We start from the raw sequence: 22,597 nt of genomic DNA on the forward strand, positions 1-22,597 counted from the left end.
TTTTCTCTCCAATCTGTTTACTTATTAATAAAGCCGTCATCTGTCAGCCCTTCCTGTGCAAGCATAGTCTGCAATACTGAAATATCAGAGGAAACATCCCACGCCGTATCCTGAAATAAACTGTCCAGCAGTTTTTCAAAAGCAATATTCAACGTATCCAATGTACCTTCTATTTCATTTTTAGATTTTAAAATATTTTCTCCCTGGACAGGCTGTCCGTCAAGTTCTTCGTATGCCTTCAGCAATTTTACCGTCATTGGAAGATAATACTCCATCAGTTTCCTGAGATCCTGAGCATTTTCAGGATGAGCCTCCGTCTGACGAAATATACGTCTCACAAGCATCTCCATTCTGTATATCTTCTCCGATATCTGATCGCCGGGTATAGCATCATTACTTTTTCGTATACTTTCTATGTACTCATTGCCTTTTTTTATTATAGCCCTGACCTCAGGAGTCAGTCCTCCGTTTCTCCTTGCTTCCTCTTCCGCTTTTCTTCGAGTTTCCTCTTCTCTGATCTTTGCATTTTTCATAGTATCAAGATACTGTTCATACGCTTCATTGGTCACCATAAAACACTTTTCTCCGTCGTCAAAATGACCCTGAAGAAACCATCCTTTACGCATCATTTTCTTCAGCTCTTTTACAACATCTTTCTCCGTTCTGTGACAATAAAGAGAAAGCTTTTTTACATCGGCATAAGTATCCCCTCCGAGGCTTCTTATGTGCTGGTCAAATCGTGATGCAAGCCGCATTCCCAAAATCCCTTTTGTGATAAGTATTCCGCCTGATAAAATCATCAGAATAAATAATATCGAAGATCCTATCCCCATACTGTCTATATGCATTACAGCGCCTAACATAAACGTGACAAGAGGAACCAGACTAAATATCGCAAGCAATACCCCTCCTATGAGCATTGCCAATGACCCTGCCTTTCTCTTGCTGCCGCTGGCAAAGATCTTTACATCAAGATGTCCTATATTTCGAAATGAATCTCTTCCACGTGTTCCAGTTCCCGAGTTCTTTTTATCATTGGCACTCTTAAAGTCGCTACTTTTCCATTGACTGTTTTTTATCGGCTGCCTGTCTTTCTTTTTGCTTAAGTCAAAATCCCATCCATCATTACTTCTGAACTCTTCTCCTGATCCTGGAAAAGCTTCCCGGATCGTATCATTTATGCTTTCATTAAGATGACCGAAATTCCCCATATGCACAGCATTTTCTATTATCCTGTTTAAATCATTTCCTAAATTGTTCCAATCTTGTCCCTTCATACTCCCTCCATCAGTTATCGTAAATGCTATATTAAAGAAAAATCTTTCTTTGTGTGCTTACCGGATCAAATCTCCTCACAATTAAAAAAAACAGATCCTCCTGCAGTTACAAGTATGTTATTTATTATATCTTACCCAATATTAAAAAGCAAGAAATCACCGATTCTCCGGATCTATAGATTAATCTCATTTATCTTTATCTGATTATACAGCAAAACAAGCCCCGGAGCATCCTGATTCGGTATGCTTTCCGAGACTTGCTTCTTCTTGAGTTAACTTTGTCGTATCACGAATGTTTAAAAAATTTTATTCGGTACTGCTTCTGTATGGATTCGTAATCTCTGCATAATAAACATACATACTCTTTATTCCGTAAATATCCAGAACCCTGATATTACCGTTAGCATAATCTTGCAATATGATGTAATTGATCCCCACTCCTATGAGAAATCCCTCATGATCCTCTAAAGTATTGGAACCCACTAACTGCTGCACTCTGACATATCTTCCGATCTGTGTCCTGAAAAAACCATTTAAGTACTGAAGAGAATTGTAATCTAAAAATTCACTGTACTCCTCCGGCAAAAGCGGATTTGCCGGTACTCTGAATACGGGACTGTTAGGGAAGATCATTGGGAATGTATTAATTTGATCAAGATCCCCTGTGGAAAGTATGTTTGTACCTGTAATATCGGATATAGGGATATCCCCTTCTTCTCTCTGCGGAACCTCTGTTCTGTCAGTATTCTGCATTACCTGAGTCATATCAGAACGCTCCAGCTGTGTGGCAACATTTTGTTCTACAGCCATTTAATCACCTCTTTATTTAAGTCTGCGCATAATAAACGGTCGGAATGTAAAAGCAGTGGTCGTTTATCCTATTGTGGATAACACCTACCCTGGTAGGAAAATACGTAGGGCAGACAGGGTTATACGGGTTATGGAAAAACAGCGAATGATCTACTCCTGCCAGTTTGCCTCCCTGCATAGCCCAATCTACTATATCATAATGTTCCTGCAGTGGAGTCATGTTATAAACGTTCTGAGGATTATAGCTTCCTCCCACAGAAGTTTTCATACAGGTAAACTGATTCTGCTGCTCTATTACATTCCTTATATTGCCTCCTTCATTTATCCTTGCAAACTCTCCGTAAGTGATAGTTGCTCTGTTCATTATAACCGTTGCGACGCCTTGCATTCCGGGATATCCTTCTCCTCCTGCCTCACATTGCACCAATCGTGCAAAAAGTTCCCTTGTATCCATTGCTCTTTGATTCCACCTTTCAATTATCGCTACGGTATTATATGCAAAAGGTTATTTTTTGGTTCTGAATATTAATTTCTTCAGTTTACTTCCATTCCACGGTATTACGGGATACAGATACGATGTTCCAACGATTGTTTTCGTAGTAGCCATTGCGATTATGGACAGCACAAAAGCCGCCGCCATGCCGGGCCAGCCAAAGACATGAGCTCCTATGAGCATCAAAACTCTTATAAATTTGATACCGTATCCAAGCTCTATACTTGGCTGTGTAAAGCTGGCAAGAGCTACAACTGCCATGCAAAGTATCGTCTGTGGTATAAACCAGCCCGATGAAACAGAAAACTCACCTAATATGAGTGCACCTATTACAGACAGTGACATTCCTAAAGATTCAGGTGTATTTAAGGATGCAAGCTTCAATCCATCTATAGCCAGTTCCAAAAGCATGAACTGCCAGAAGACACTTATTGCAAAATCTTCTTCTGTTATAAAAAATTTGATAGATTCATGCACCGGTATATCTCCCTCAGCAAACAGCAGATATACCGGTGTTGCAAACAATATCACCAACATGTTTGCTATACGAAGCATTCTGAAATAATTGCCTGTAAGCATAGGGAAATAATAATCATCCACATCTTGCACAAAGTCAAAGATTCCTGCCGGAACAAGAATAACTGTGGGTGAATTATCAACTATTATAGCTATCTTTCCTTCCTCGACATGCGCTGCTATTACGTCAGGACGCTGAGTATATCTAACCCTCGGAAACGGATTGAACCTTCCAAGCTTCTTGCCTATAAGCCTTTCCACAAGAGTTTGTTCCGTCACCGTAAGACCTTCTATCTTAAGTTTTTTAAGTTCTCCGTCAAGTTTCTTTACCATGCTCATGTCGGTTTTATCCTTCATATACGCTATTGAAACATCAGACTTAGTCAAGCTTCCCACAGAATATATCTTGAATATAAGATTATTATCACGTATACGCCTTCTTATAAGCGCTATATTTGTCATCATGGACTCTACAAACCCATCTTTGGAACCTCTAAGTGATTTTTCTTTTGACGGTTCGTTTATTCCTCTTAAGGGGTAACTCCTGCAGTCTATTATTATTATTCCGCCATACCCTGAAATAAACAAAGGAACAAGACCTGAATAAAGAAAAGTTATAGCCTGCTGCAGATCCTCTGTAACCATGGCATCAAGAAAAGGCATATTGCTTTCAAGAAATTCCTGAGCATTTTTTGCATTTTCTACCTGCTCAGGTTTCAGTGAAAATAAACTGAATATAACTCTCTGCATCATCCCTCCGTCCACCAGCCCGTCAACAAAGAACATGCTGGCTGATTTCCCGCCTATTTTCAGTTTCCTCTCCAGCAAGTCAAAACTTTCCCCGACAGGAACCTGTCTTCTAATTTTTTTAATCAATTCATTATATTTATCCATAAAAAAAACCTCGCATAATTTTGATATTATTTTTTACCAAAACTCTTAATATATGCGAGGTGTTTTTATCATTGAATGAATATCTCTTTTGATATTCACATAATACAGAAAATCTGCCGCCGTCTTTGGGCAGCAGATTTTCTTCATTTGTTTTTGCTCATATCTGATTCAGCAAAAAACGATCTACTTAAGCTTCGCGATAAGCTCGCCTGCTTTAACCTGCTGTCCTTCTTTTATGTAAATCTTGTCGACCACACCCTTGATAGGAGCAAGTATATTAGTTTCCATCTTCATAGCTTCTATTACGGCAATAGGCTGTTTTTCATCAACTTCATCACCTTCATTTATAAGTACTTTAATGATATTTCCCGGGATATTGGCGCCTATTTCCGTAGGATCATCTGCATCAGCATATACTATCTGCGACGCTGCTCCTGCCATGTTAGCCGCTTCATCCTTTATCTTTACAGCACTTCTGTTGCCGTTAACTTCAAACACAACATTTCTGAAACCTTCTTCATCAGTTTCTCTGATATCTGAAAGTCTTACCACCAGTTCCTTGCCTTCCGCAATCTTAACTTCACAAGTTTCGCCTTCGGCAAGTCCATGGAAGAATATATCGCTTCCCATAAGTCTGAAATTACCGTCCTTTTCAAGACTCTTGAGATAATCTTCAAATACCTTAGGATATAACGCATAACTCAGCGCTTCTTTTTCTGTTCCTTCCAAACCATACTTTTCCTTAAGATCTTTCTTTATCGCATCAAAATCCTCATCAGGCAGAAGTTCTCCCGGTCTGCATGTAATCGGTTCTTTTCCGTGAAGCACAAGTTTCTGAAGCTTCTCAGGGAATCCGCCTTCAGGCTGTCCCATCATACCCTCAAAATATGACACTATTGAATCAGGGAAATCCATATTGGCTGCTTTTTCATAGATATTTTCAGGAGTAAGCTCATTCTGTACCATGAAAATAGCCATATCTCCTACAGCCTTTGAAGAAGGCGTAACCTTTACGATATCTCCCAGCATTTCATTTACTGCCTTATACATCTCCTTAACATCATTGAATTTGTGACCGAGGCCAAAGCTTTCAACCTGTGACTTAAGGTTGGAATACTGTCCTCCCGGCATCTCGTATTTGTATATCTCTGCAGAGCCCGTCATCATGTCGGATTCAAATTCTTTATATACAGGTCTTACCGCCGCCCAGTAATCAGATATCTTCTGAATACCATCAGGTTCAATACCCGTATCTCTTTTGGTTCCTTCCATAGCTGCAACGATAGAATTGAGAGCCGGCTGACTTGTAAGTCCAGACATACTGTTAAATGCTGCATCTATAATGTCAACTCCTGCCGCACCCGCCATCATAAGAGCTGCAACGCCGTTTCCGCTCGTATCATGAGTATGTAAATGAATAGGAATAGATATCTCATTCTTAAGAGCATCTATCAGCTTCTTGGCCGCAACAGGTTTGATAAGTCCCGACATATCCTTGATTCCAAGTATATGGGTTCCTCTCTTCTCCAGTTCCTTCGCCATTCTTACGTAGTAATCCAGATTGTATTTATCTCTGCTTGAATCCAGAATATCTCCTGTATAACAGATACATGCCTCTGCCACTTTACCCTGGTTGAGAGTTTCATCAAGAGCTACTTCCATACCCTGTATCCAGTTAAGCGAGTCGAAAATTCTGAATACGTCTATACCCGATGCTGCAGATTCTTTAACGAATCTTCTTATTACATTATCCGGGTAATTCTTATATCCCACGCCGTTGGCTCCTCTTATAAGCATCTGGAACATAATATTAGGTATCTTGGCTCTGAGCGTTTCAAGTCTTTCCCATGGTGATTCCTTTAGGAATCTGTAAGCTGTATCAAACGTAGCTCCGCCCCACATTTCCAGTGAAAACAGATTCTGTCCATATAATGCCACCGCAGGAGCAATTTTCTCCATATCTACTGTTCTTACTCTTGTAGCCATCAAAGACTGCTGTGCGTCTCTCATAGTGGTATCTGTAATGAGCAGCCTTTTCTGATCTTTAATCCATTCAACAAGACCTTCAGGACCTTTCTCATCCAGGATCTGTTTGGTGCCTCTCAGCTTATTTATTTCATCCTGCTTGATTCTCGGGAAAACAGGAACGTCAAACTGAGGCTTGATTCCTCTGTTTCCGTTTACAAACTTTTCTCCCAGGAACGTAAGGACTTTCAATTCCTTATCTTCACGAACCATGATATTGAGAAGCTCAGGATTATCGGCAATGAATCCGGTATCACAGTTTCCCGCTCTGAAAGTAGGATGATTCAGCACGTTAAGCAGGAATGTCCTGTTTGTCTTAACACCTGTTATCTTCATCTCCTTTAGTGCTCTCTTCACTTTGTTTGCAGCATCCTCAAAACTTCTGGCCCATGAAGTCACTTTTACCAGCAAGCTGTCATAATAAGGCGAGATATTGGCATTCACATAAGCATTGCCCGCATCAAGCCTTATTCCGTATCCTCCGGCACTTGTGTATTTGGTAATAACACCTGTATCGGGTGCAAAACCGTTTATAGGATCCTCCGTAGTAAGCCTGCACTGGATAGCATATCCTCTCGGCTTTATATCTTCCTGACTTTTAATATTAATCTTATCTGAATCGAGACTGTATCCTTCGGCTATTAAGATCTGCGCCTGCACAATATCTATACCTGTAGTCATCTCTGTAACAGTATGTTCTACCTGTATCCTCGGATTCATCTCTATAAAATAGTGATTTCCTTCGTGATCCACCAAAAACTCAACTGTTCCGGCGCTTCTGTAATTCACTGCCTTTGCAATCTTCAAAGCATCAGAACATATATTCTGTCGCTGTTCTTCGGTTATTGAAAGCGCAGGAGTGAATTCCACTACTTTCTGATGCCTTCTCTGTATTGAACAGTCACGTTCATATAAATGTACCACATTGCCGTAACTGTCTCCCAAGATTTGAACCTCTATATGCTTTGGCCTTTCAAGATATTTCTCAATAAAAATATCATCAATACCGAATGCTTTCTTAGCCTCGCTTTTGGCACTTCTGAACTGATCCGGCATTTCTTCCTTGCTTCTTACAATTCTCATGCCTCTGCCGCCGCCGCCTGCAGCTGCCTTAAGCATTACAGGATATCCACATTCTTCTGCAAATTTAAGAGCCACTTCTTCCGATGGGATAGTTTCTGTTATTCCCGGTATAGTAGGTGCCCCCACCTTGTTTGCAACTATCTTGGATTTTACCTTATCTCCCAGATTGTCCATCATGTTGTAATCAGGTCCGATAAATACGATTCCTTCTTCTTCACATGCTTTGGCAAACTCCACATTTTCAGCCAAGAAACCATAGCCCGGGTGGATAGCATCAACGCCTTTTGCTTTCGCAAGTTCGATGATCTCATCTATCGCCAGATAAGCGTCTACCGGAGATTTTCCTCTCCCTACCTGATACGCTTCATCCGCTTTTGTTCTGAATAATGTGTTTTTATCCTCTTCAGAATAAATTGCAACACTTCTTATTCCTAATTCTTTGCAGGCTCTGAATATTCTAATGGCTATTTCGCCTCGGTTGGCTACCAATACTCGTTTAAACTTTCTGCCTTGCTTCATATTCCGAGTCTCCTTTCCTCTCGTTTATAATGTTTAGTCACTTGATTTTTTGCACACAAATAAAATGTCTATCGTGTTATTGTATCACTTTTCACAATTTTTTTCCACTCTATATTTATTATTTATGATGTTTTTGTGGTATTTTCACAGAAATCTAAACTGATCTTTCTCAAAATCTATAATTTTTTCCCGCTTCATCTTATTAAGCTCATTAGACAGGGCACTCCTGTTAACACAAAGATATTGTGCCAATTGTTCTCTGCTCATTTTAACACTTACTGTATCTGAACCCGCTTTTGTCCTGAGTATTTCAAGATACATCAGGATCCTTTTTCTCAGTCCTTTTTCCGCAAGTATCTCTATCTTGTGCATCTTCTTAATATTATCGCTGGCCATCTGCTGCATAAGAACTTCATATATCTGCTTGCTGAATCTTGAATTATTGATATTTTTTAAAGAAACAAACACAATCGTACTATCCTCATTGCAGATGTAATCAATGGGAGCTGTACGCTTTCTGGATACAGCTGTCTCTATTCCGAACACAGATCCCTCATCGTAAATCTGTATTATATGAAGCTCTCCGTTTGGATATGCCTTCTCACCTCTTACGCTTCCTCTGTCAATGATACATATTTTATTAACTTCATCGCCTTCACGGAATATAACATCATCTCTTCTCATGTTTTGTCCGATCACATTCAGCTCTTCAAAGGCTTGCAAATAATCAGATTTGCTCAGATTTTCGAATATTCCGCTGTCTATTGTAGTCCCCAGATATTTCATCATTTTTCCATTGCACAGATAACTTTTCTGTTTTTCCTTCTCTTTTATAATTTTTATGGCATTATCAAATCTTTAACACAATGATTGTATATTTTACCATATTTGCTTCCAGAAAAATGTTTTCAGGACAACGTTTTTCTCTTATTTATCATCCTTCTTCTCTATATGGATATCCATCTGAGGGTAAGGTATAGCTATATTGTTTTCATCAAAGACATGCTTCACCTCTTCTTCGAGAAAATACTTCAGAGTCCAATAATCATCAGTATGACACCATGCAAGAAGATCCATTATAACTGCGCTTTCTCCATGATCAGAAACTCCTATAACAGGTTCCGGATCCTCCAGAACCATATCGCTTCTGTCACAAATATCTTTCATAAGTTGTTTAGCCAGTACAATATCGCTGGAATATCCAATGTTGAACTTACAGTCCACACGCCTTATATCCTCTTTGCTGTGGTTTATCAATATAGATGTATTAACCAGTCCGTTAGGTACAGTTATCGTCTTATTATCATAAGTCATCAAAGTAGTTATAAAAAGATCAATGTCCTTGACTTTTCCCGATACATTCCCTATATCTATATAATCATCTCTGTTAAAAGGCTTCGTCACTATTATCATGACGCCCCCTGCTATATTGGCAAGACTATCCTTTAAAGCAAGGGCTATTGCCGCGCCTGCCGCGCCTATCACTGCTATTATTGTACTCATCTGAACTCCCAAAAGTCCCAGACACATAGTTATGAGTATGATAACAGCCACTGTTTTTATAGCGTTTATTATAAATGTATACAAGACCACATCAAGACTGCTTCTGTCCAGCGCTTTACGTGTTATTTTCAATGTTATTTTCAGAACTATCAATCCCGCCAGCACCATTACGGCAAGTTTTATCATTACGGCAGCCAGATCCCACAGTTTATCGGATTCAAAGAACTTGCCGATAATTTTCTCGGCCCTCGTAAGCTCATCCATAGATTATTCCTCCGTTTTTATTTTCTTTCCGAGCCGTCTTCTTTCCAACTCTTTAAGATATTTTTTTCTGAGTCTTATATCGTCGGGAACTATTTCTACTAGCTCATCATCATCAATGAATTCAAGAGCCTCCTCAAGAGAAAAGACTCTGGCAGGCGCAAGTTTAATATTTTCATCGCTTCCCGCAGCCCTCATATTACTTGCCTTTTTTACTTTGCATGGATTGACCACCATGTCTTCTCCCCGGGCGTTCATACCTATTATCATTCCTTCATATACTTTTGTCCCCGGCTCTATAAACATCTGTACTCTTTCACTTATATTAAAAATAGCATACGGTGTAGAAACGCCTTCTTCTTGTGCTATGGCAACACCATTAACTCTTCCCGCTATATCTCCCATATATTCGTCAAACTTTTCGAATCGTCTGACCATTGTCCCCTCGCCTCTCGTATCATTAATGAATTCACTTCTGTACCCCAGAAGGCCTCTCGTAGGCACCAGATATTCCAGCCTTGTGAAACCATTTTCACTTTTCATCTCCTGCATCATACCTTTTCTGAGATTAAGCTTGGAAATGACCGATCCGGAATATTCATCAGGCACCGAAAGCACTACTTCTTCAACAGGCTCAAGCACCTTATTGTTCTCACCTCTTTGCATTATGACTTCAGGTTTTGAAACTGCCAGCTCATACCCTTCCCTTCTCATATTTTCTATCAATATGGAAAGATGAAGCTCTCCTCTTCCAGAAACTTTGAAACTGTCAGTGGAATCAGTTTCTTCCACTTTAAGTCCTACATTTACTTCCAGTTCTTTATCCAAACGCTCTCTCAAATGCCTAGATGTAACAAATTTACCTACTTTTCCCGCAAAAGGGGACTTGTTGACCATAAAATACATAGAAAGTGTAGGTTCTTCAATCTTAATCATCTCCAGAGGATGGGGATCTGAAGGATCACAGATAGTCTCTCCTATGGAAATATCAGGTATGCCGGAAACAACGACTATATCTCCGGCTTCAGCCTGATCCACTGCCACCCGCTTAAGCCCTCTATATACAAAAACCTGATTTATCTTTTTCTGCTCTATCTGTCCATCGCCTCTTGCAACAGCAATAGTGCTTCCGGATTTCACTATACCCTTTGTTACACGTCCTATTCCCAGTCTCCCTATATAGTCGTCATATGCCAGCGCTGATATTTGCAGCTGAAGAGGCTCTTCATTATAGTCAGGATATGGTTTTACATGGTTAATTATAGTTTCGAACAAAGGTGTGATATCAAGACCATTCATGCCTTTTGCGGATTTCTTTATCTTGCTTTCTCCGCCCTCTACATGTATATCCCTAATATCGTCAGGATCGTAAACCACTATACCCTGCCTTGCTACACCGTATAAAATAGGAAAATCCAGCTGCTGATCATTAGCCTCCAAATCCATAAACAACTCATATACTTCATCTACCACTTCATCTATACGGGCATCTTTCTTATCAATCTTATTTATCAAAAGTATTGGATTAATACCTTGTTCCAGCGATTTTTTAAGAACGAATCTTGTCTGAGGCATTGGTCCCTCACTTGAATCCACCAGCAATATAACAGTATCCACTGTTTTTATAATACGTTCGACTTCCGACGAAAAATCGGCGTGTCCCGGTGTATCCACGATATTTATCTTAACATCCCCATGCATGACAGAGCAATTCTTGGAATAAATAGTTATCCCTCTTTCTCTTTCGATATCATCACTGTCCATGACACAGTCAACTACCTGCTCGTTATCTCTGAAAACTCCGCTTTGATTGAGAAATGCATCTACAAGAGTAGACTTTCCCGCATCTACATGAGCTATTACAGCAATATTTATTATCTTCTGTTTATCTGACATAAATTTCTCCTGCTTTCCGTTATTTTAACAATATATTATAGAATAATATCGTGACTGTGTCAAAAAATCTCTAAATCTATGAAATAACCTACAATATCTGATACTTATTATATCGCCAACTGTTTCGCGAAATCTTTAATATATATCAAACAGAAAAGGTCACAGCCTCCGGCATGCCAACATATGATAAAGGAAAAAGGAGATTTTTATGCCTAATTTATTTTTAAGTCCCTCCGTCCAGCAGTACAATCCATACATCAACGGACTAGGAAGTGAAGAATATTATATGAATCTCATAGCCGATGCCATGGAGCCATATTTGTATGCGTCAGGAATAACCTTTACACGAAACAATCCAGATGATACGCTTTCTCAAGCCATAGCACTCTCCAATGCGGGAAACTACGATTTTCATCTTGCGCTTCATTCAAATGCAGCTCCGGCCAATCTGTCAGGACAGATCCAAGGGCCAGACATCTATTATTATTCCACCAGCACCGAGGGAAAAAGAGCAGCTGAAATATTTCAAGAAAACCTAAAGGTGATATACCCCGATCCAAACCTTGTAAATACCATACCTAATACGACTCTGGGCGAGCTGAGACTTGTAAAAGCACCTTCCAACTTGATCGAACTTGCATACCATGACAATCTGGAAGATGCTATGTGGATAATAAACAACATAAATGTTATTGCCAGAACGCTGGTATTGTCTCTTACAGAATATTTCGGTATTCCTTTTGTCGATCCTTATTAACTTCCAACTTTATCTTTTCTGTGATAATATAATCAAAGCGGTTTCTTTTAACCCCTCAAATATATGAAAGGCACAAATCATGGAAAAAATAATTCAAACTCTGTATTCAGCTGTAAGCAGCGATAAACTGGTAAAAATCATCATAGCTGGGAAACGCAGAAAATCGGTCCCTCAAAAAAAAGTAACTTTAAGACCTGTGGATATTAAAGGTGAATATATGTATCAAGCAGAATTCCATTTTGATAAAAAAGTCACCCACAAGAATATTCCATACTTTGAAGTCATAGATTTTGCAGAAAATTTGATACAAAAAGATTTCAAACAAATAAATATACTTATGGAAAATGAAGACATACAGATTCTTGCTGCCAAAGCGGATAACCCCAAAATAACCAGAAAACCATCTATACGTAAGGCAGGAGATCTGTCTCACGACAGAAAAAAACAATATATCATAAACGACGGAACACCTTGTGATTTTCTCATTGAGCTGGGCGTCATGTCCCCTGAAGGAAAAGTATATAAAAAACATTACTCAAAGTTCAGACAGATAAACAGATTTCTTGAAATAGCCGATGACTGTTTTGATTATCTTCCTAATCAAGGAACCCTTCGGATCATAGATTTCGGGTGCGGAAAAAGTTATCTTACCTTTGCGCTTTATTACTACCTCAAAATTCAAAAAAACCGTGATGTGGAGATTATAGGTCTCGATCTGAAAGAGGATGTCATAAACTTCTGCAGTGACACAGCCCGAAAGCTGAAATATGACGATCTGCATTTCATCACAGGAGACATTGCAGACTACGAGAGTGACGGAGCCGATATGGTCGTCACTCTCCACGCATGTGACACCGCCACAGACTTCGCGCTCATTAACGCTGTAAAATGGCACAGCAAAGTAATACTTTCCGTACCCTGCTGTCAACATGAACTCTTTTCTCAAATAAAAAACCATATAAATGAGCCGATGCTCAAATACGGTATAATAAAGGACAAGTTCACGGAGCTTCTAACAGATGCTTTGAGGGGACTTAGACTTGAAGCGGCAGGATATGAAGTCAACATGACAGAGTTCACATCTTTGGAACATACAGCAAAAAATATCATGATAAAAGCTGTAGTCCCTGAAAAGTCAAATAAATCTGCTGAAAAAAAAGCTTTGGATGAATACGAAGCACTCAAAGATTTTTACCATGTCTCTCCTGCCATAGATCATCTGAAACTTTAACGTTTTCCATTTTTTAAGAAAGGATATCCGATAATAATGAGTTTAAAAAAAGGTTTAGAAGACGGGATTCCTATTGCATTAGGTTACTTTTCCGTGTCCATAGCCTTTGGTCTCATGGCCGTCCAATGCGGCTGCACATGGATCGAAGCTCTCCTTATATCATTTACAAATCTCACCTCAGCAGGGCAGTTTGCCGGAGTCACAGTAATAGCCGGCATGGGATCATATATTGAAATGGCGGTTACTCAGCTTGTCATAAATTCAAGGTATGCCCTAATGGGAATTGCTCTTTCACAGAAAACCGACAGCAAATTCCACGGTTTATGGAGGGCTGTGTTAGGTTTCGCCATAACAGATGAAATCTTTGCCGTAGCAATAGGCCATGACAGCGAAATAGGCAGACGATATTTTGCAGGCCTGGCCTTCTTTCCCATAATAGGCTGGTCAGCAGGCACCCTCTGCGGTTCTGTGCTTGGAAATATAATGCCTGATATAGTGACAAACGCTCTGGGCATAGCACTCTATGGAATGTTTATAGCAGTAGTAGTTCCTAAGGCAAAAGAAAATGTCCATGTACTTATAGTTGTATGTATTGCCGTTGCCGTAAGCTCTGCCCTTTATTACATTCCGATATTTTCCGTCATATCGTCAGGATTCTCAATAATATTATGTGCTGTAGCGGCTTCTGCAGCGGGTGCAATACTTTTTCCTGTAGATGAAAAGGAGGCCGAATAATGGATTTTCTGAGATTTCTCCCCTATCTGTTTATAATGGCAGGTGTCACATATCTCATACGAGTGATACCTTTTCTTCTTATAAATAAAAAAATAGAGAACAAATTTATAAATTCGTTTCTCTATTACATTCCTTATACTGTTCTGGCATCTATGACTTTCCCAGCTATTTTATACGCTACGGGAAACATCATATCCGCCGCTTTTGGATTTTTGACATCTATATTTATTTCTTTTAAAGGAAATGGCCTTCTGCCAGTAGCTATCGGTGCATGTGCATCGGTTCTTATATCAGAACTAATTATGACAATCTTTTAATATGTTCATTCAGGTATATCCCAGTTTATAGGCTCTGATCCCGCGGACATCAGAAACTCATTCGCTCTCGAAAAATATTTCCCTCCGAAAAATCCATTGCCGGCAGAATATGGACTCGGATGAGCCCCTTTTAAAATACAGTGTCTCGTATTGGTTATGAGAGTTTCCTTATTCTTAGCATTCTTACCCCACAAGATAAACACCATAGGCTCCTCTCTCTCATTAAGAAGCTGTATTACTCTGTCGGTAAAAATTTCCCACCCCTTTCCGGCATGGGAATTAGGACTGCTTCTTCTTACGGTAAGAACTGTATTGAGCAGCATTACTCCATTATTAGCCCAACTTTCCAGATTGCCGTGACTTGGAGGATCTATCCCAAGATCGCTTTTTAGCTCCTTGAATATGTTGACAAGAGAAGGTGGTGTTTTTACTCCTTTCTGAACCGAAAAGCACAGTCCGTGAGCCTGTCCCGGCTGATGATACGGATCCTGTCCCAGTATTACGGCCTTCACCTTCTCATAAGGAGTAAATTTAAGCGCATTAAAAATATCGTACATATCCGGATAGATTACCCGGCTTCCATACTCTGATTTAAGAAATTCTCTCAGTTTCAGATAATAATCTTTATCAAATTCTCCCTGCAGGACTTTGTCCCAACTATTTCCTATATTAACCATATTACTATTATATTGATTTTTTCCGTCAAACACAAGGAAAATCGTGATATACTCATAAATAATGTTCTGTTATTTTAACAAAAGGCAGGTGTTAACAATGAAAAAACGAGTTTACCTTTCTTCTCTGGCAGGCGCACCATTGATCAAATATCTGAAAGAACACGGTCTGCAACCTGTTCTTCTGACAGGGAAAATGTCTGATGGAACCGTATCCCCTGTATACAAAGAGATATCCACCCATGCTGATATACATATGTGCCGTTTGGGTCTGTGGGAAAACAGCAAACTTTTCTCGGGAAATACAGCCTATCTTACCTCTGATTACCCGGGAAATATAATCTATAACGCAGTATGTACCGGGAAATACTTTATCCACAACCTTAAATTCACCCATAAGGATCTCTTAGCCGCAGCAGACCAATGGAGCCTTGAAAACTATCCGGGAACTACTCTCATAAAAATTCACGTATCACAAGGATATACGCGGTGCTGCTGCCTTCCTGTAGATGATTCATCATTCATAACATCCGATGAAGGCATAGCAAAAACTATGAAAAATTCCAAAACAGATGTTCTGCTCATCCAAAAAGGGCATATCCTGCTTCCCGGATTCAAATACGGATTCATAGGAGGCTGCTGCGGTCATATGATATTACAGGATAAAAAATCACTGATTTTCAACGGAAATCTGAAAGCTCATCCCGACTTCAAAAAAATTACGGCCTTTGCAAAAGACCGTAATATAGATATTGTATATTTCGAAAATTATCCTCTCACTGATATAGGCAGTATCCTTCAGGAGTAAAACGCTCTTTAAGGACTTACCTTATCCTTAAAGCTTTCAAGGCTCTGCCCCATCACCATCCTGATCCTCGGCAAAAGAAGCGGATCTGTTCCGGGTCTTGCCTTTCCGTATTCAGTCGTCACAGCACACAGGAAACCTGCTTCCTCGACCATGTCTCTGCTGCTGACATTATAATCACCGAAAGGATAAGCGAAGGCCTCCCCGCTGCCGCAGATCTTTATGGATTCTTTCAGATCTGCCATACCCTCTTCTTCAGAAATAGCGGTGAAAACCCCTCCATGCCCTATATTGCCTCCCGGTCTGTGCATATTATGAGAATGAGATTCATACACAAGATAATCACTCCTATATTCATCCACTTTCTCTTCCCCATTTTTCGAAGTTATCATAAAACATGTGGCCGGAATCTTATATTTTTCCAGTACAGGTATACCATTTTTAAGAAAACTCACAGCTCCGTCATCAAAGCAAAGAACTATACTCTTTTCCGGCAATATAAGTTTTCCGTCGATATATTCTCTGACCTCCTTCCATGTAGGATAATAATAACCTTCTTCATTGAGCCATTCGAGCTCTTCTGACAGATCCTTAATCGATATATAATTCCCGTATCTTCTGTTGAGATCGTCGGGAGGTTTTTTTTCATCATAAACATAATGATACATGCAGATAGGCAGCCCTGCAGAATCATAATGCACATTAGGCTCCACAGTTACCTCTCTTGAAACCTGGGTAATATTGCCTTTACCGTCGCTTACAGTATATGTAACTTTATTCTCCCCCGCTTTTTTAAAATTGTCTCCTGTGATCTTTACCTTCCCGGTTATATCCCGTCCGTCCTCATCTACTGCGTGATATCCGGGATCTTCATACTCTTCCCCCAGCTTCACCGTCACCGCTTTACCGCTGTCTTCCAGTATAATCTGCGGGTTCATTTCATCGAGAACTTTCACCGATCTTTTTACAGACAAGTGCCCTGCTTTGTATGTAAGATCATAAATACCGGGAGAGGATGTATCTATTTCTCCGATGACTTCCACCTCGTCTGAAACGTTCTTTCCGTTTATTATGGCCTTTGCTCCCGGGTCATCAAATACAGAATTAAGATTCACCGTCATATCTTTTTCACCATTAAGAGTCATGGAAAAATGTGTGATATAGTAAGCTGTTATGACAGCAAAGATCCCCAAGACCAGTATCGCTAATGCCAGTACCGTAAGTAAAGTTTTCTTGCTTCTAATGTTTTTCATATAAGCTGCACCATTTATCGCCAAATTATCTAAAGTAAATTATTTGCAATCAATTATACATATCATACCATGTTTATGATAGAATGTTAACTATGAAAACACATGCTATAATACCGGTTTTTATACCTCATAAAGGCTGTCCCAATGATTGTGTCTTCTGTAATCAAAAGGCTATAACAGCAAGGGGCGCCGATATAGGGCCAAAAGACGTTAAAAATTTAATAGAAAGTTATCTTCCCACACTGCAAGACCGAAATCTCAAGACTATCGAAATAGCATTTTTCGGAGGAAGCTTTACAGGAATACCCATGGAGGAGCAGTCAGCATTTCTGTCAGTGGCAAAAGAATATAAAGACATGGGTCTTGTGGACAAGATCCATATGTCCACAAGGCCTGACTATATAGATGAAAGGATACTCGATAATCTGAAGAAATATGATGCAGATATCATAGAACTGGGTGTCCAGTCCTTTGTACCGGAAGTTCTCTCAGCTTCCAACAGAGGTCATACCTCAGATGATGTATATAAAGCCTGCAGCCTTATAAAATCATACGGTTTTGATCTGGGTATACAGCTTATGATTGGACTGCCAAAAGATACAAAAGAGCGGTGTATATTTTCAGCCCGAGAAACAGTGAAGATTGCTCCTGCAATAGCCCGCCTTTACCCCACCATTGTTCTCAACGATACGGAGCTTTGCAATATGTATAAAAAAGGCCTGTATCAACCTCTGTCCGCAGACACAGCCGTTGATATCACAAAAGAAATGTATAAGATACTTGATGGAGCCGGTATCAACATAATAAGAGTAGGGCTTAAAAGTACTGATCTTATAACTGAAGGCGGAGAAATACGCGGCTCTACTTTTCATCCTGCATTCAGGCAGCTTGTAGAAGGCGAGATCGCAAAAGAACAGTTAGAGCTGCAGCTTAGAAGCTTCATTGGACAGAATTCCAAAAACCCATGTCTGTCATACGAATTTCGCTGCAGCAGAAACTCTTTTTCTAACATGGTTGGCAACGGCAAAAGAAACAAAAATTACTTTGCCGAAAAATACAAAGACCTCAAAATAAAATACAAGACAGATCAAAGTCTTGAAGACGGACACTATATTGTGATAAAATGTTAAATTAGTATAAATGGAATTTTCCAAGTTTGAATTCAGGAGGATATATATGAAAGCAGTTATTACAGTAATCGGTAAAGATATGGTTGGAATACTGGCAAAAGTCAGTACTACATGCGCTCAGGCCAATGCCAATGTCGTAGAAGTCACACAGTCGATACTTGATGAATATTTCGCCATGATAATGCTTGTGGACATTGATAATATGAACTGTTCTTTAGAAGAACTGAAAAACGATATCGAAACTACAGTACCTACAATGACTGTCCATGTCATGCATGAAGATATCTTCAATTCCATGCACAGAATATAACGGAAAGACAAAGGAGGTAAGAAATCATGCTGAACACTAAAGACATCATGGAGACTATAACCATGATACAGGACGAACACTTAGATATACGCACTATAACTATGGGTATCTCACTCATGGACTGCTGTGACAGTGATATAGATGTATCATGCCGAAAAGTCTACGACAAGATATACAATAAAGCGAAAAACCTTGTGAAAACAGGTGAAGAAATAGAGAAAAAATACGGAATACCTATCGTAAACAAAAGAGTATCCGTTACACCTGTTTCCCTTCTGACTGCAGTCTCCGGAGGCGATCCGGTCAAATATGCAAAAATTCTTGACAAGGTTGCCAAAGACATAGGCGTGAATTTCATCGGAGGCTACTCCGCTCTGGTACACAAAGGTTTTGCTGCAGGTGACAGAGCTCTCATAAATTCCATTCCAAGAGCCCTCGCCGAAACTGACTTTGTATGTTCGTCTGTAAATATAGGATCAACAAAATCCGGTATCAATATGGATGCAGTAAAAATAATGGGACAAATCGTAAGAGATACGGCAGAACTCACAAAAATGAATCAATGCATAGGCGCCGCCAAGCTGGTGGTATTCTGTAATGCACCTGAGGACAATCCTTTTATGGCTGGTGCTTTTCATGGTATAGGAGAACCTGACTGCGTAATAAACGTCGGAGTTTCAGGGCCGGGAGTCGTAAGATCAGCACTGTCAAAGATGCCAAAAAATTCATCGCTTTCGGAAGTAGCCGATCTCATAAAGAAAACCGCTTTCAAGATCACCAGAATGGGTCAGCTTGTAGGAAGTGAAGCTTCTCAAAAGCTGGATGTGCCTTTCGGAATAATAGATCTGTCACTGGCGCCGACACCTGCTGTAGGTGATTCAGTAGCATATATACTGGAAGAGATAGGCCTTGAGCAATGTGGTACTCACGGTACTACGGCAGCTCTTGCCATGCTCAATGATGCTGTGAAAAAAGGCGGTGTAATGGCATCGTCAAACGTAGGCGGGCTTTCGGGAGCCTTTATTCCTGTTTCTGAGGATGCCGGAATGATAAAAGCAGCCGAAAACGGAACCCTTTCTCTGGAAAAACTGGAAGCCATGACAGCAGTATGTTCAGTAGGTCTGGATATGATAGTTCTGCCGGGAGATACTCCTTCCGAAACCATATCGGCAATAATAGCTGATGAGGCTGCCATCGGTATGGTGAATTCAAAAACCACTGCAGTGAGAGTCATCCCGGCTATAGGACAAAAAGAAGGAGAGATGTTAGACTTCGGCGGCCTTTTAGGAAAAGGACCGATAATGAAAGTGAATAAAAAATCTTCTGCCATAATGATAAACCGAGGCGGAAAAATTCCCGCTCCTATGCAAAGTCTCAAAAATTAGTAAAAGTATAAATAACCGTCTTGTTCTTATAAAAACAAGACGGTTATTTTTATACTTTATATAAATCACTCATATAGATCGGCAAAGCATACTCTTTTCAGGTCCATCAGCACAGCACTTCCGGATAATGTAGTTCCGAAAAACAACACTTCAGTATCGATATCAATATAATCTACTATAGTTCCATTGCATACTGTACTGCCTGTACACAAGATAAGATCTGCATATCTGTTCACTACATCATCATAGACCTTGCTTCCATCTTCTACAAGCACACCATACCTTATCTGTCCTATATTGGCAGGATTCAAATCAAGTACACGAACATCATATTCACTGTGAGACAGCATGTCCAAAAGGGCCGGCTGATACCCTATCAGTCCTATCCTTTTTCTGTCAGGATAGTTTTCTCTCAGAAATTGATACATATCTTTAGCGCAAAATTCAGGCCCCTCAGTACGGCAGTGGACTGCTCCTTTACACAGATCAAGATAACTCATCACAGCATTAACCGCCGCTATGAAAATTCCTCTTTCATGAGGTTCGTTTATTATATCCATGTTCATCACTTCCCAAAGGCCTCCCTTGAAAGATGTCGGAGCCTCAGTAAAGGCTTGGCCGAAACAATTTCGGAACTCTGCCTGTATCATTACATCCTTGCCTGTGATAATAGGAAAGTCCTGTCTTTTCGTTTTCCCTATAGCCTCTTCTGCCGTCAGAGAGCGACATATGATTTGCACAGGATCATTTTCTATATTATTTTCTTTCAAAACATCTGTGAATCTCTTTTTTAAAGTCTCATAAAAAGTTTCTGCTTTCATGGATTACGATGCCTTTCTGCGAATTACAGCCCCGGCTGCCGTTCCTCCTGCCAGCATCAAAGCCAACATCAAAACTATTGGAGTTTCATCTCCCGTTGCTGCCGAATTATCCTTATCAGCATCTTCTCCTTTATTCGAGTCTTGGGTCTTCTCCCCTTCCTGCACTCCAGGCTTTTGTTCCTCCTGTCCCGGGTCTTTACCTTCCTCGCCTTTCTTAACAAGCGCATCTATATTGGTTTGTATCCTGTCAGCCGCACTGTTTACATCTGCTTGGGAATAGTAAGTCGTATCTTGCATTATTACACTTGCCAAATATGCAGCCGCTTCTACTTTATCAAAACTTTCATCAGTATACAGACTCTTGTCTATAGCCGACGCATCAGTTCCTGCTTTTTCCAAAACCGAAGTATCTATATTTTTGGATCCATTGTTCAGATATGATAATACATGTAATTCCAATACATCGCCTGCCTTGGAATCTTTGGCAGTTATGGTTATCTCATCGCCGTTTCCCGTAACAATATAATTTTCACCCAGTGTATCCTGGATTCCGCCACTATACATTTCCACAAATTCTGACGCTGTAATTTTCAGATAATCATGCCAATGTCCTGTATATGTTCCTCCGTATGAAGTCAGACTTCCTTCAGGAATCGGCTTTCCGTTTTTCAATACTACTAAATGGACCATTCCTCTTGTAGAACTTTCAGGAGCCACTATCTTTGTTGTCACAGAAGCGTTATTTTTCTCATCTGCCGCAACCTGTTTTATAATTTCCGTTGTAAGTCCGTTAGGCATCAGCATCGTTACATCTGATTCTGCCAGTTTGCTTCCGTCCTTTGTAGTAAGATTCTGCCAAATCCCTGAAGATGTTATCTGCCCGCTGTATGGTGCCACCCATCCGCTTATCTCAAAGCTAAAGGTTTTGCCGTCTGCACTCAAGGATACATTTTTCACTTCCCCCTTTTTTCCTCCGAGGGCCTGATTATGTATCTTCACAGTCTTCATCAGTTCCTGTATAAGAGCATTTTCATCAACTATTTTCATTTCTTCTGCAAAATCCAGAGAAATATAAGCTGTCTGTGTATCCGTACCTACCGGTCCCATAGAAAGCTCCGGAACATTAGGTCCTTTGTGATCTGAAGATACATCAAAATCAGATATAGATATCACATCATTTACCTTAACAGTAAATGTCTTTTCAGTTGTGACCCAGTCGCATAAAGACGCCGATACAGTTACCTCTGTCTCGCCTGTTCCTGTTGCTGTAAGCTCAATCTTACCATCAGCTGTGCTTCCTGCTTTGCTGCCGGCATCTTTGACAGCAGTCGCTTCCGAAGCTTTTACAATGGATTCATCATCAGATTTTACCGTAACTTTAGCTGTTCGCATCACAGGACTACTCGCACACGAACACCCTAATCCTTTTTTAAAGCAAAACTCTCCCCCACACTCGTCAGGGCAGGCAACACCATCCACCTCCATCTGACAGCCTTCATACTGAACATGAATATAAGGAGAAATACTGATAGATGCCGTACCCCCGGGCATCATTGATATCGTATCTCCTCCGCCATCTGCAGTCACTGCCATAGTGCCGTGATTATAGGTAGGACTTGTTACATTTTCATTTGCAAAAGCCATCGTTGCCGATAAACTGAGTACCAGTAAAGCACTCATCATCCATAAAAACATCCGTTTGGGAAATTTTTTCATCTTTCCGCTCCTCTCTTCTTTTAATTCCTATACCATAATAAATAATTTATTTAATCTCCGTAATGGAGTTTAAATCTTCTGAAATTACTGCTCTAATCTATCCCTGCTGCTATATATTTCATCATTTTTCCGTTTTTACCCGTATAAGTGTGAACAGATGCGTTTACATCATACATACATTTAAGC

The 22,597-nt window shown here is 40.1% G+C and carries 20 protein-coding genes; 8 read left to right on the top strand and 12 right to left on the bottom strand.

Translation table 11 applies throughout. From position 1 onward, the window contains the following. Window positions 1-17: 17 nt before the first annotated feature. From ACLR96_RS00640 to typA, 8 genes are all read right to left on the bottom strand, one after another. Window positions 18-1,277: a 5-bromo-4-chloroindolyl phosphate hydrolysis family protein gene (locus ACLR96_RS00640; RefSeq protein ID WP_177267917.1), complete on the bottom strand. Its 1,260-nt coding sequence runs from the start codon at window positions 1,275-1,277 to the stop codon at window positions 18-20. Between the two features lie 306 nt (window positions 1,278-1,583). Next, window positions 1,584-2,087 (bottom strand): hypothetical protein, encoded by a 504-nt coding sequence (locus ACLR96_RS00645; protein ID WP_177267919.1) that lies wholly within the window; start codon window positions 2,085-2,087, stop codon window positions 1,584-1,586. Window positions 2,088-2,103: 16 nt separating this feature from the next. Further along, window positions 2,104-2,541: a cell wall hydrolase gene (locus ACLR96_RS00650; RefSeq protein ID WP_177267921.1), complete on the bottom strand. Its 438-nt coding sequence runs from the start codon at window positions 2,539-2,541 to the stop codon at window positions 2,104-2,106. 51 nt (window positions 2,542-2,592) lie between these two features. Continuing rightward, entirely contained in the window at window positions 2,593-3,990 is a 1,398-nt protein-coding gene (locus ACLR96_RS00655) for a spore germination protein (protein ID WP_177267923.1), read from the bottom strand. 183 nt (window positions 3,991-4,173) lie between these two features. Further along, on the bottom strand, window positions 4,174-7,617 hold the full coding sequence (locus ACLR96_RS00660; RefSeq protein ID WP_177267924.1) for a pyruvate carboxylase: 3,444 nt from the start codon (window positions 7,615-7,617) through the stop codon (window positions 4,174-4,176). A 144-nt stretch (window positions 7,618-7,761) separates the two neighbouring features. Then, on the bottom strand, window positions 7,762-8,406 hold the full coding sequence (locus tag ACLR96_RS00665) for a cyclic nucleotide-binding domain-containing protein (RefSeq protein ID WP_177267926.1): 645 nt from the start codon (window positions 8,404-8,406) through the stop codon (window positions 7,762-7,764). A gap of 138 nt (window positions 8,407-8,544) precedes the next feature. After that, a complete protein-coding gene (locus ACLR96_RS00670; protein WP_177267928.1) occupies window positions 8,545-9,384 on the bottom strand; it encodes a mechanosensitive ion channel domain-containing protein in 840 nt (279 codons plus the stop codon). A 3-nt stretch (window positions 9,385-9,387) separates the two neighbouring features. Further along, window positions 9,388-11,277: a translational GTPase TypA gene (gene typA / locus ACLR96_RS00675; RefSeq protein ID WP_177267930.1), complete on the bottom strand. Its 1,890-nt coding sequence runs from the start codon at window positions 11,275-11,277 to the stop codon at window positions 9,388-9,390. A gap of 208 nt (window positions 11,278-11,485) precedes the next feature. Between typA and ACLR96_RS00680 the strand changes: the two genes are divergently transcribed. The 4 genes from ACLR96_RS00680 to ACLR96_RS00695 all read left to right on the top strand — a co-directional run bounded on the left by ACLR96_RS00680 (window position 11,486) and on the right by ACLR96_RS00695 (window position 14,317). Continuing rightward, on the top strand, window positions 11,486-12,034 hold the full coding sequence (locus tag ACLR96_RS00680) for an N-acetylmuramoyl-L-alanine amidase (protein ID WP_177267932.1): 549 nt from the start codon (window positions 11,486-11,488) through the stop codon (window positions 12,032-12,034). 79 nt (window positions 12,035-12,113) lie between these two features. Next, on the top strand, window positions 12,114-13,265 hold the full coding sequence (locus tag ACLR96_RS00685; protein ID WP_177267934.1) for a class I SAM-dependent methyltransferase: 1,152 nt from the start codon (window positions 12,114-12,116) through the stop codon (window positions 13,263-13,265). Window positions 13,266-13,301: 36 nt separating this feature from the next. Continuing rightward, the gene (locus ACLR96_RS00690) at window positions 13,302-14,000 is read left to right on the top strand and encodes an AzlC family ABC transporter permease (protein ID WP_177267936.1); all 699 of its coding nucleotides are present in this window, start codon (window positions 13,302-13,304) and stop codon (window positions 13,998-14,000) included. Further along, the gene (locus ACLR96_RS00695; RefSeq protein WP_177267938.1) at window positions 14,000-14,317 is read left to right on the top strand and encodes an AzlD domain-containing protein; all 318 of its coding nucleotides are present in this window, start codon (window positions 14,000-14,002) and stop codon (window positions 14,315-14,317) included. Before ACLR96_RS00690 ends, ACLR96_RS00695 begins: the two co-directional genes overlap by 1 nt. 5 nt (window positions 14,318-14,322) lie before the next feature. Here the strand turns inward: ACLR96_RS00695 and ACLR96_RS00700 are convergent, their stop codons facing one another. Next, window positions 14,323-14,994 (bottom strand): uracil-DNA glycosylase, encoded by a 672-nt coding sequence (locus ACLR96_RS00700; RefSeq protein ID WP_177267940.1) that lies wholly within the window; start codon window positions 14,992-14,994, stop codon window positions 14,323-14,325. A gap of 97 nt (window positions 14,995-15,091) precedes the next feature. Here ACLR96_RS00700 and ACLR96_RS00705 point away from each other — a divergent pair, with 97 nt between their 5' ends. Beyond that, window positions 15,092-15,799 (top strand): DUF6873 family GME fold protein, encoded by a 708-nt coding sequence (locus ACLR96_RS00705; protein ID WP_177267942.1) that lies wholly within the window; start codon window positions 15,092-15,094, stop codon window positions 15,797-15,799. 8 nt (window positions 15,800-15,807) lie between these two features. Here ACLR96_RS00705 and ACLR96_RS00710 read toward each other — a convergent pair whose 3' ends face one another. After that, a complete protein-coding gene (locus tag ACLR96_RS00710) occupies window positions 15,808-17,049 on the bottom strand; it encodes a polysaccharide deacetylase family protein (RefSeq protein ID WP_177267944.1) in 1,242 nt (413 codons plus the stop codon). A gap of 92 nt (window positions 17,050-17,141) precedes the next feature. On the opposite strand from ACLR96_RS00710, the gene ACLR96_RS00715 reads away from it, so the two are divergent. From ACLR96_RS00715 to ACLR96_RS00725, 3 genes are read left to right on the top strand one after another with little or no spacing between them, the layout of a single operon-like run. Next, the gene (locus ACLR96_RS00715; protein WP_177267947.1) at window positions 17,142-18,179 is read left to right on the top strand and encodes an elongator complex protein 3; all 1,038 of its coding nucleotides are present in this window, start codon (window positions 17,142-17,144) and stop codon (window positions 18,177-18,179) included. A gap of 46 nt (window positions 18,180-18,225) precedes the next feature. Further along, on the top strand, window positions 18,226-18,489 hold the full coding sequence (locus ACLR96_RS00720) for an ACT domain-containing protein (RefSeq protein WP_177267949.1): 264 nt from the start codon (window positions 18,226-18,228) through the stop codon (window positions 18,487-18,489). Between the two features lie 26 nt (window positions 18,490-18,515). Then, on the top strand, window positions 18,516-19,874 hold the full coding sequence (locus ACLR96_RS00725) for a DUF711 family protein (protein WP_177267951.1): 1,359 nt from the start codon (window positions 18,516-18,518) through the stop codon (window positions 19,872-19,874). Between the two features lie 65 nt (window positions 19,875-19,939). Here ACLR96_RS00725 and ACLR96_RS00730 read toward each other — a convergent pair whose 3' ends face one another. After that, window positions 19,940-20,695 (bottom strand): Rossmann-like domain-containing protein, encoded by a 756-nt coding sequence (locus ACLR96_RS00730; protein WP_177267953.1) that lies wholly within the window; start codon window positions 20,693-20,695, stop codon window positions 19,940-19,942. A gap of 3 nt (window positions 20,696-20,698) precedes the next feature. Then, the gene (locus tag ACLR96_RS00735) at window positions 20,699-22,411 is read right to left on the bottom strand and encodes a hypothetical protein (RefSeq protein ID WP_177267955.1); all 1,713 of its coding nucleotides are present in this window, start codon (window positions 22,409-22,411) and stop codon (window positions 20,699-20,701) included. Between the last annotated feature and the right edge of the window lie 186 nt (window positions 22,412-22,597).

This window comes from Lentihominibacter sp. (genome assembly GCF_046951855.1).
GTDB lineage: Bacteria > Bacillota > Clostridia > Peptostreptococcales > Anaerovoracaceae > Lentihominibacter > Lentihominibacter hominis.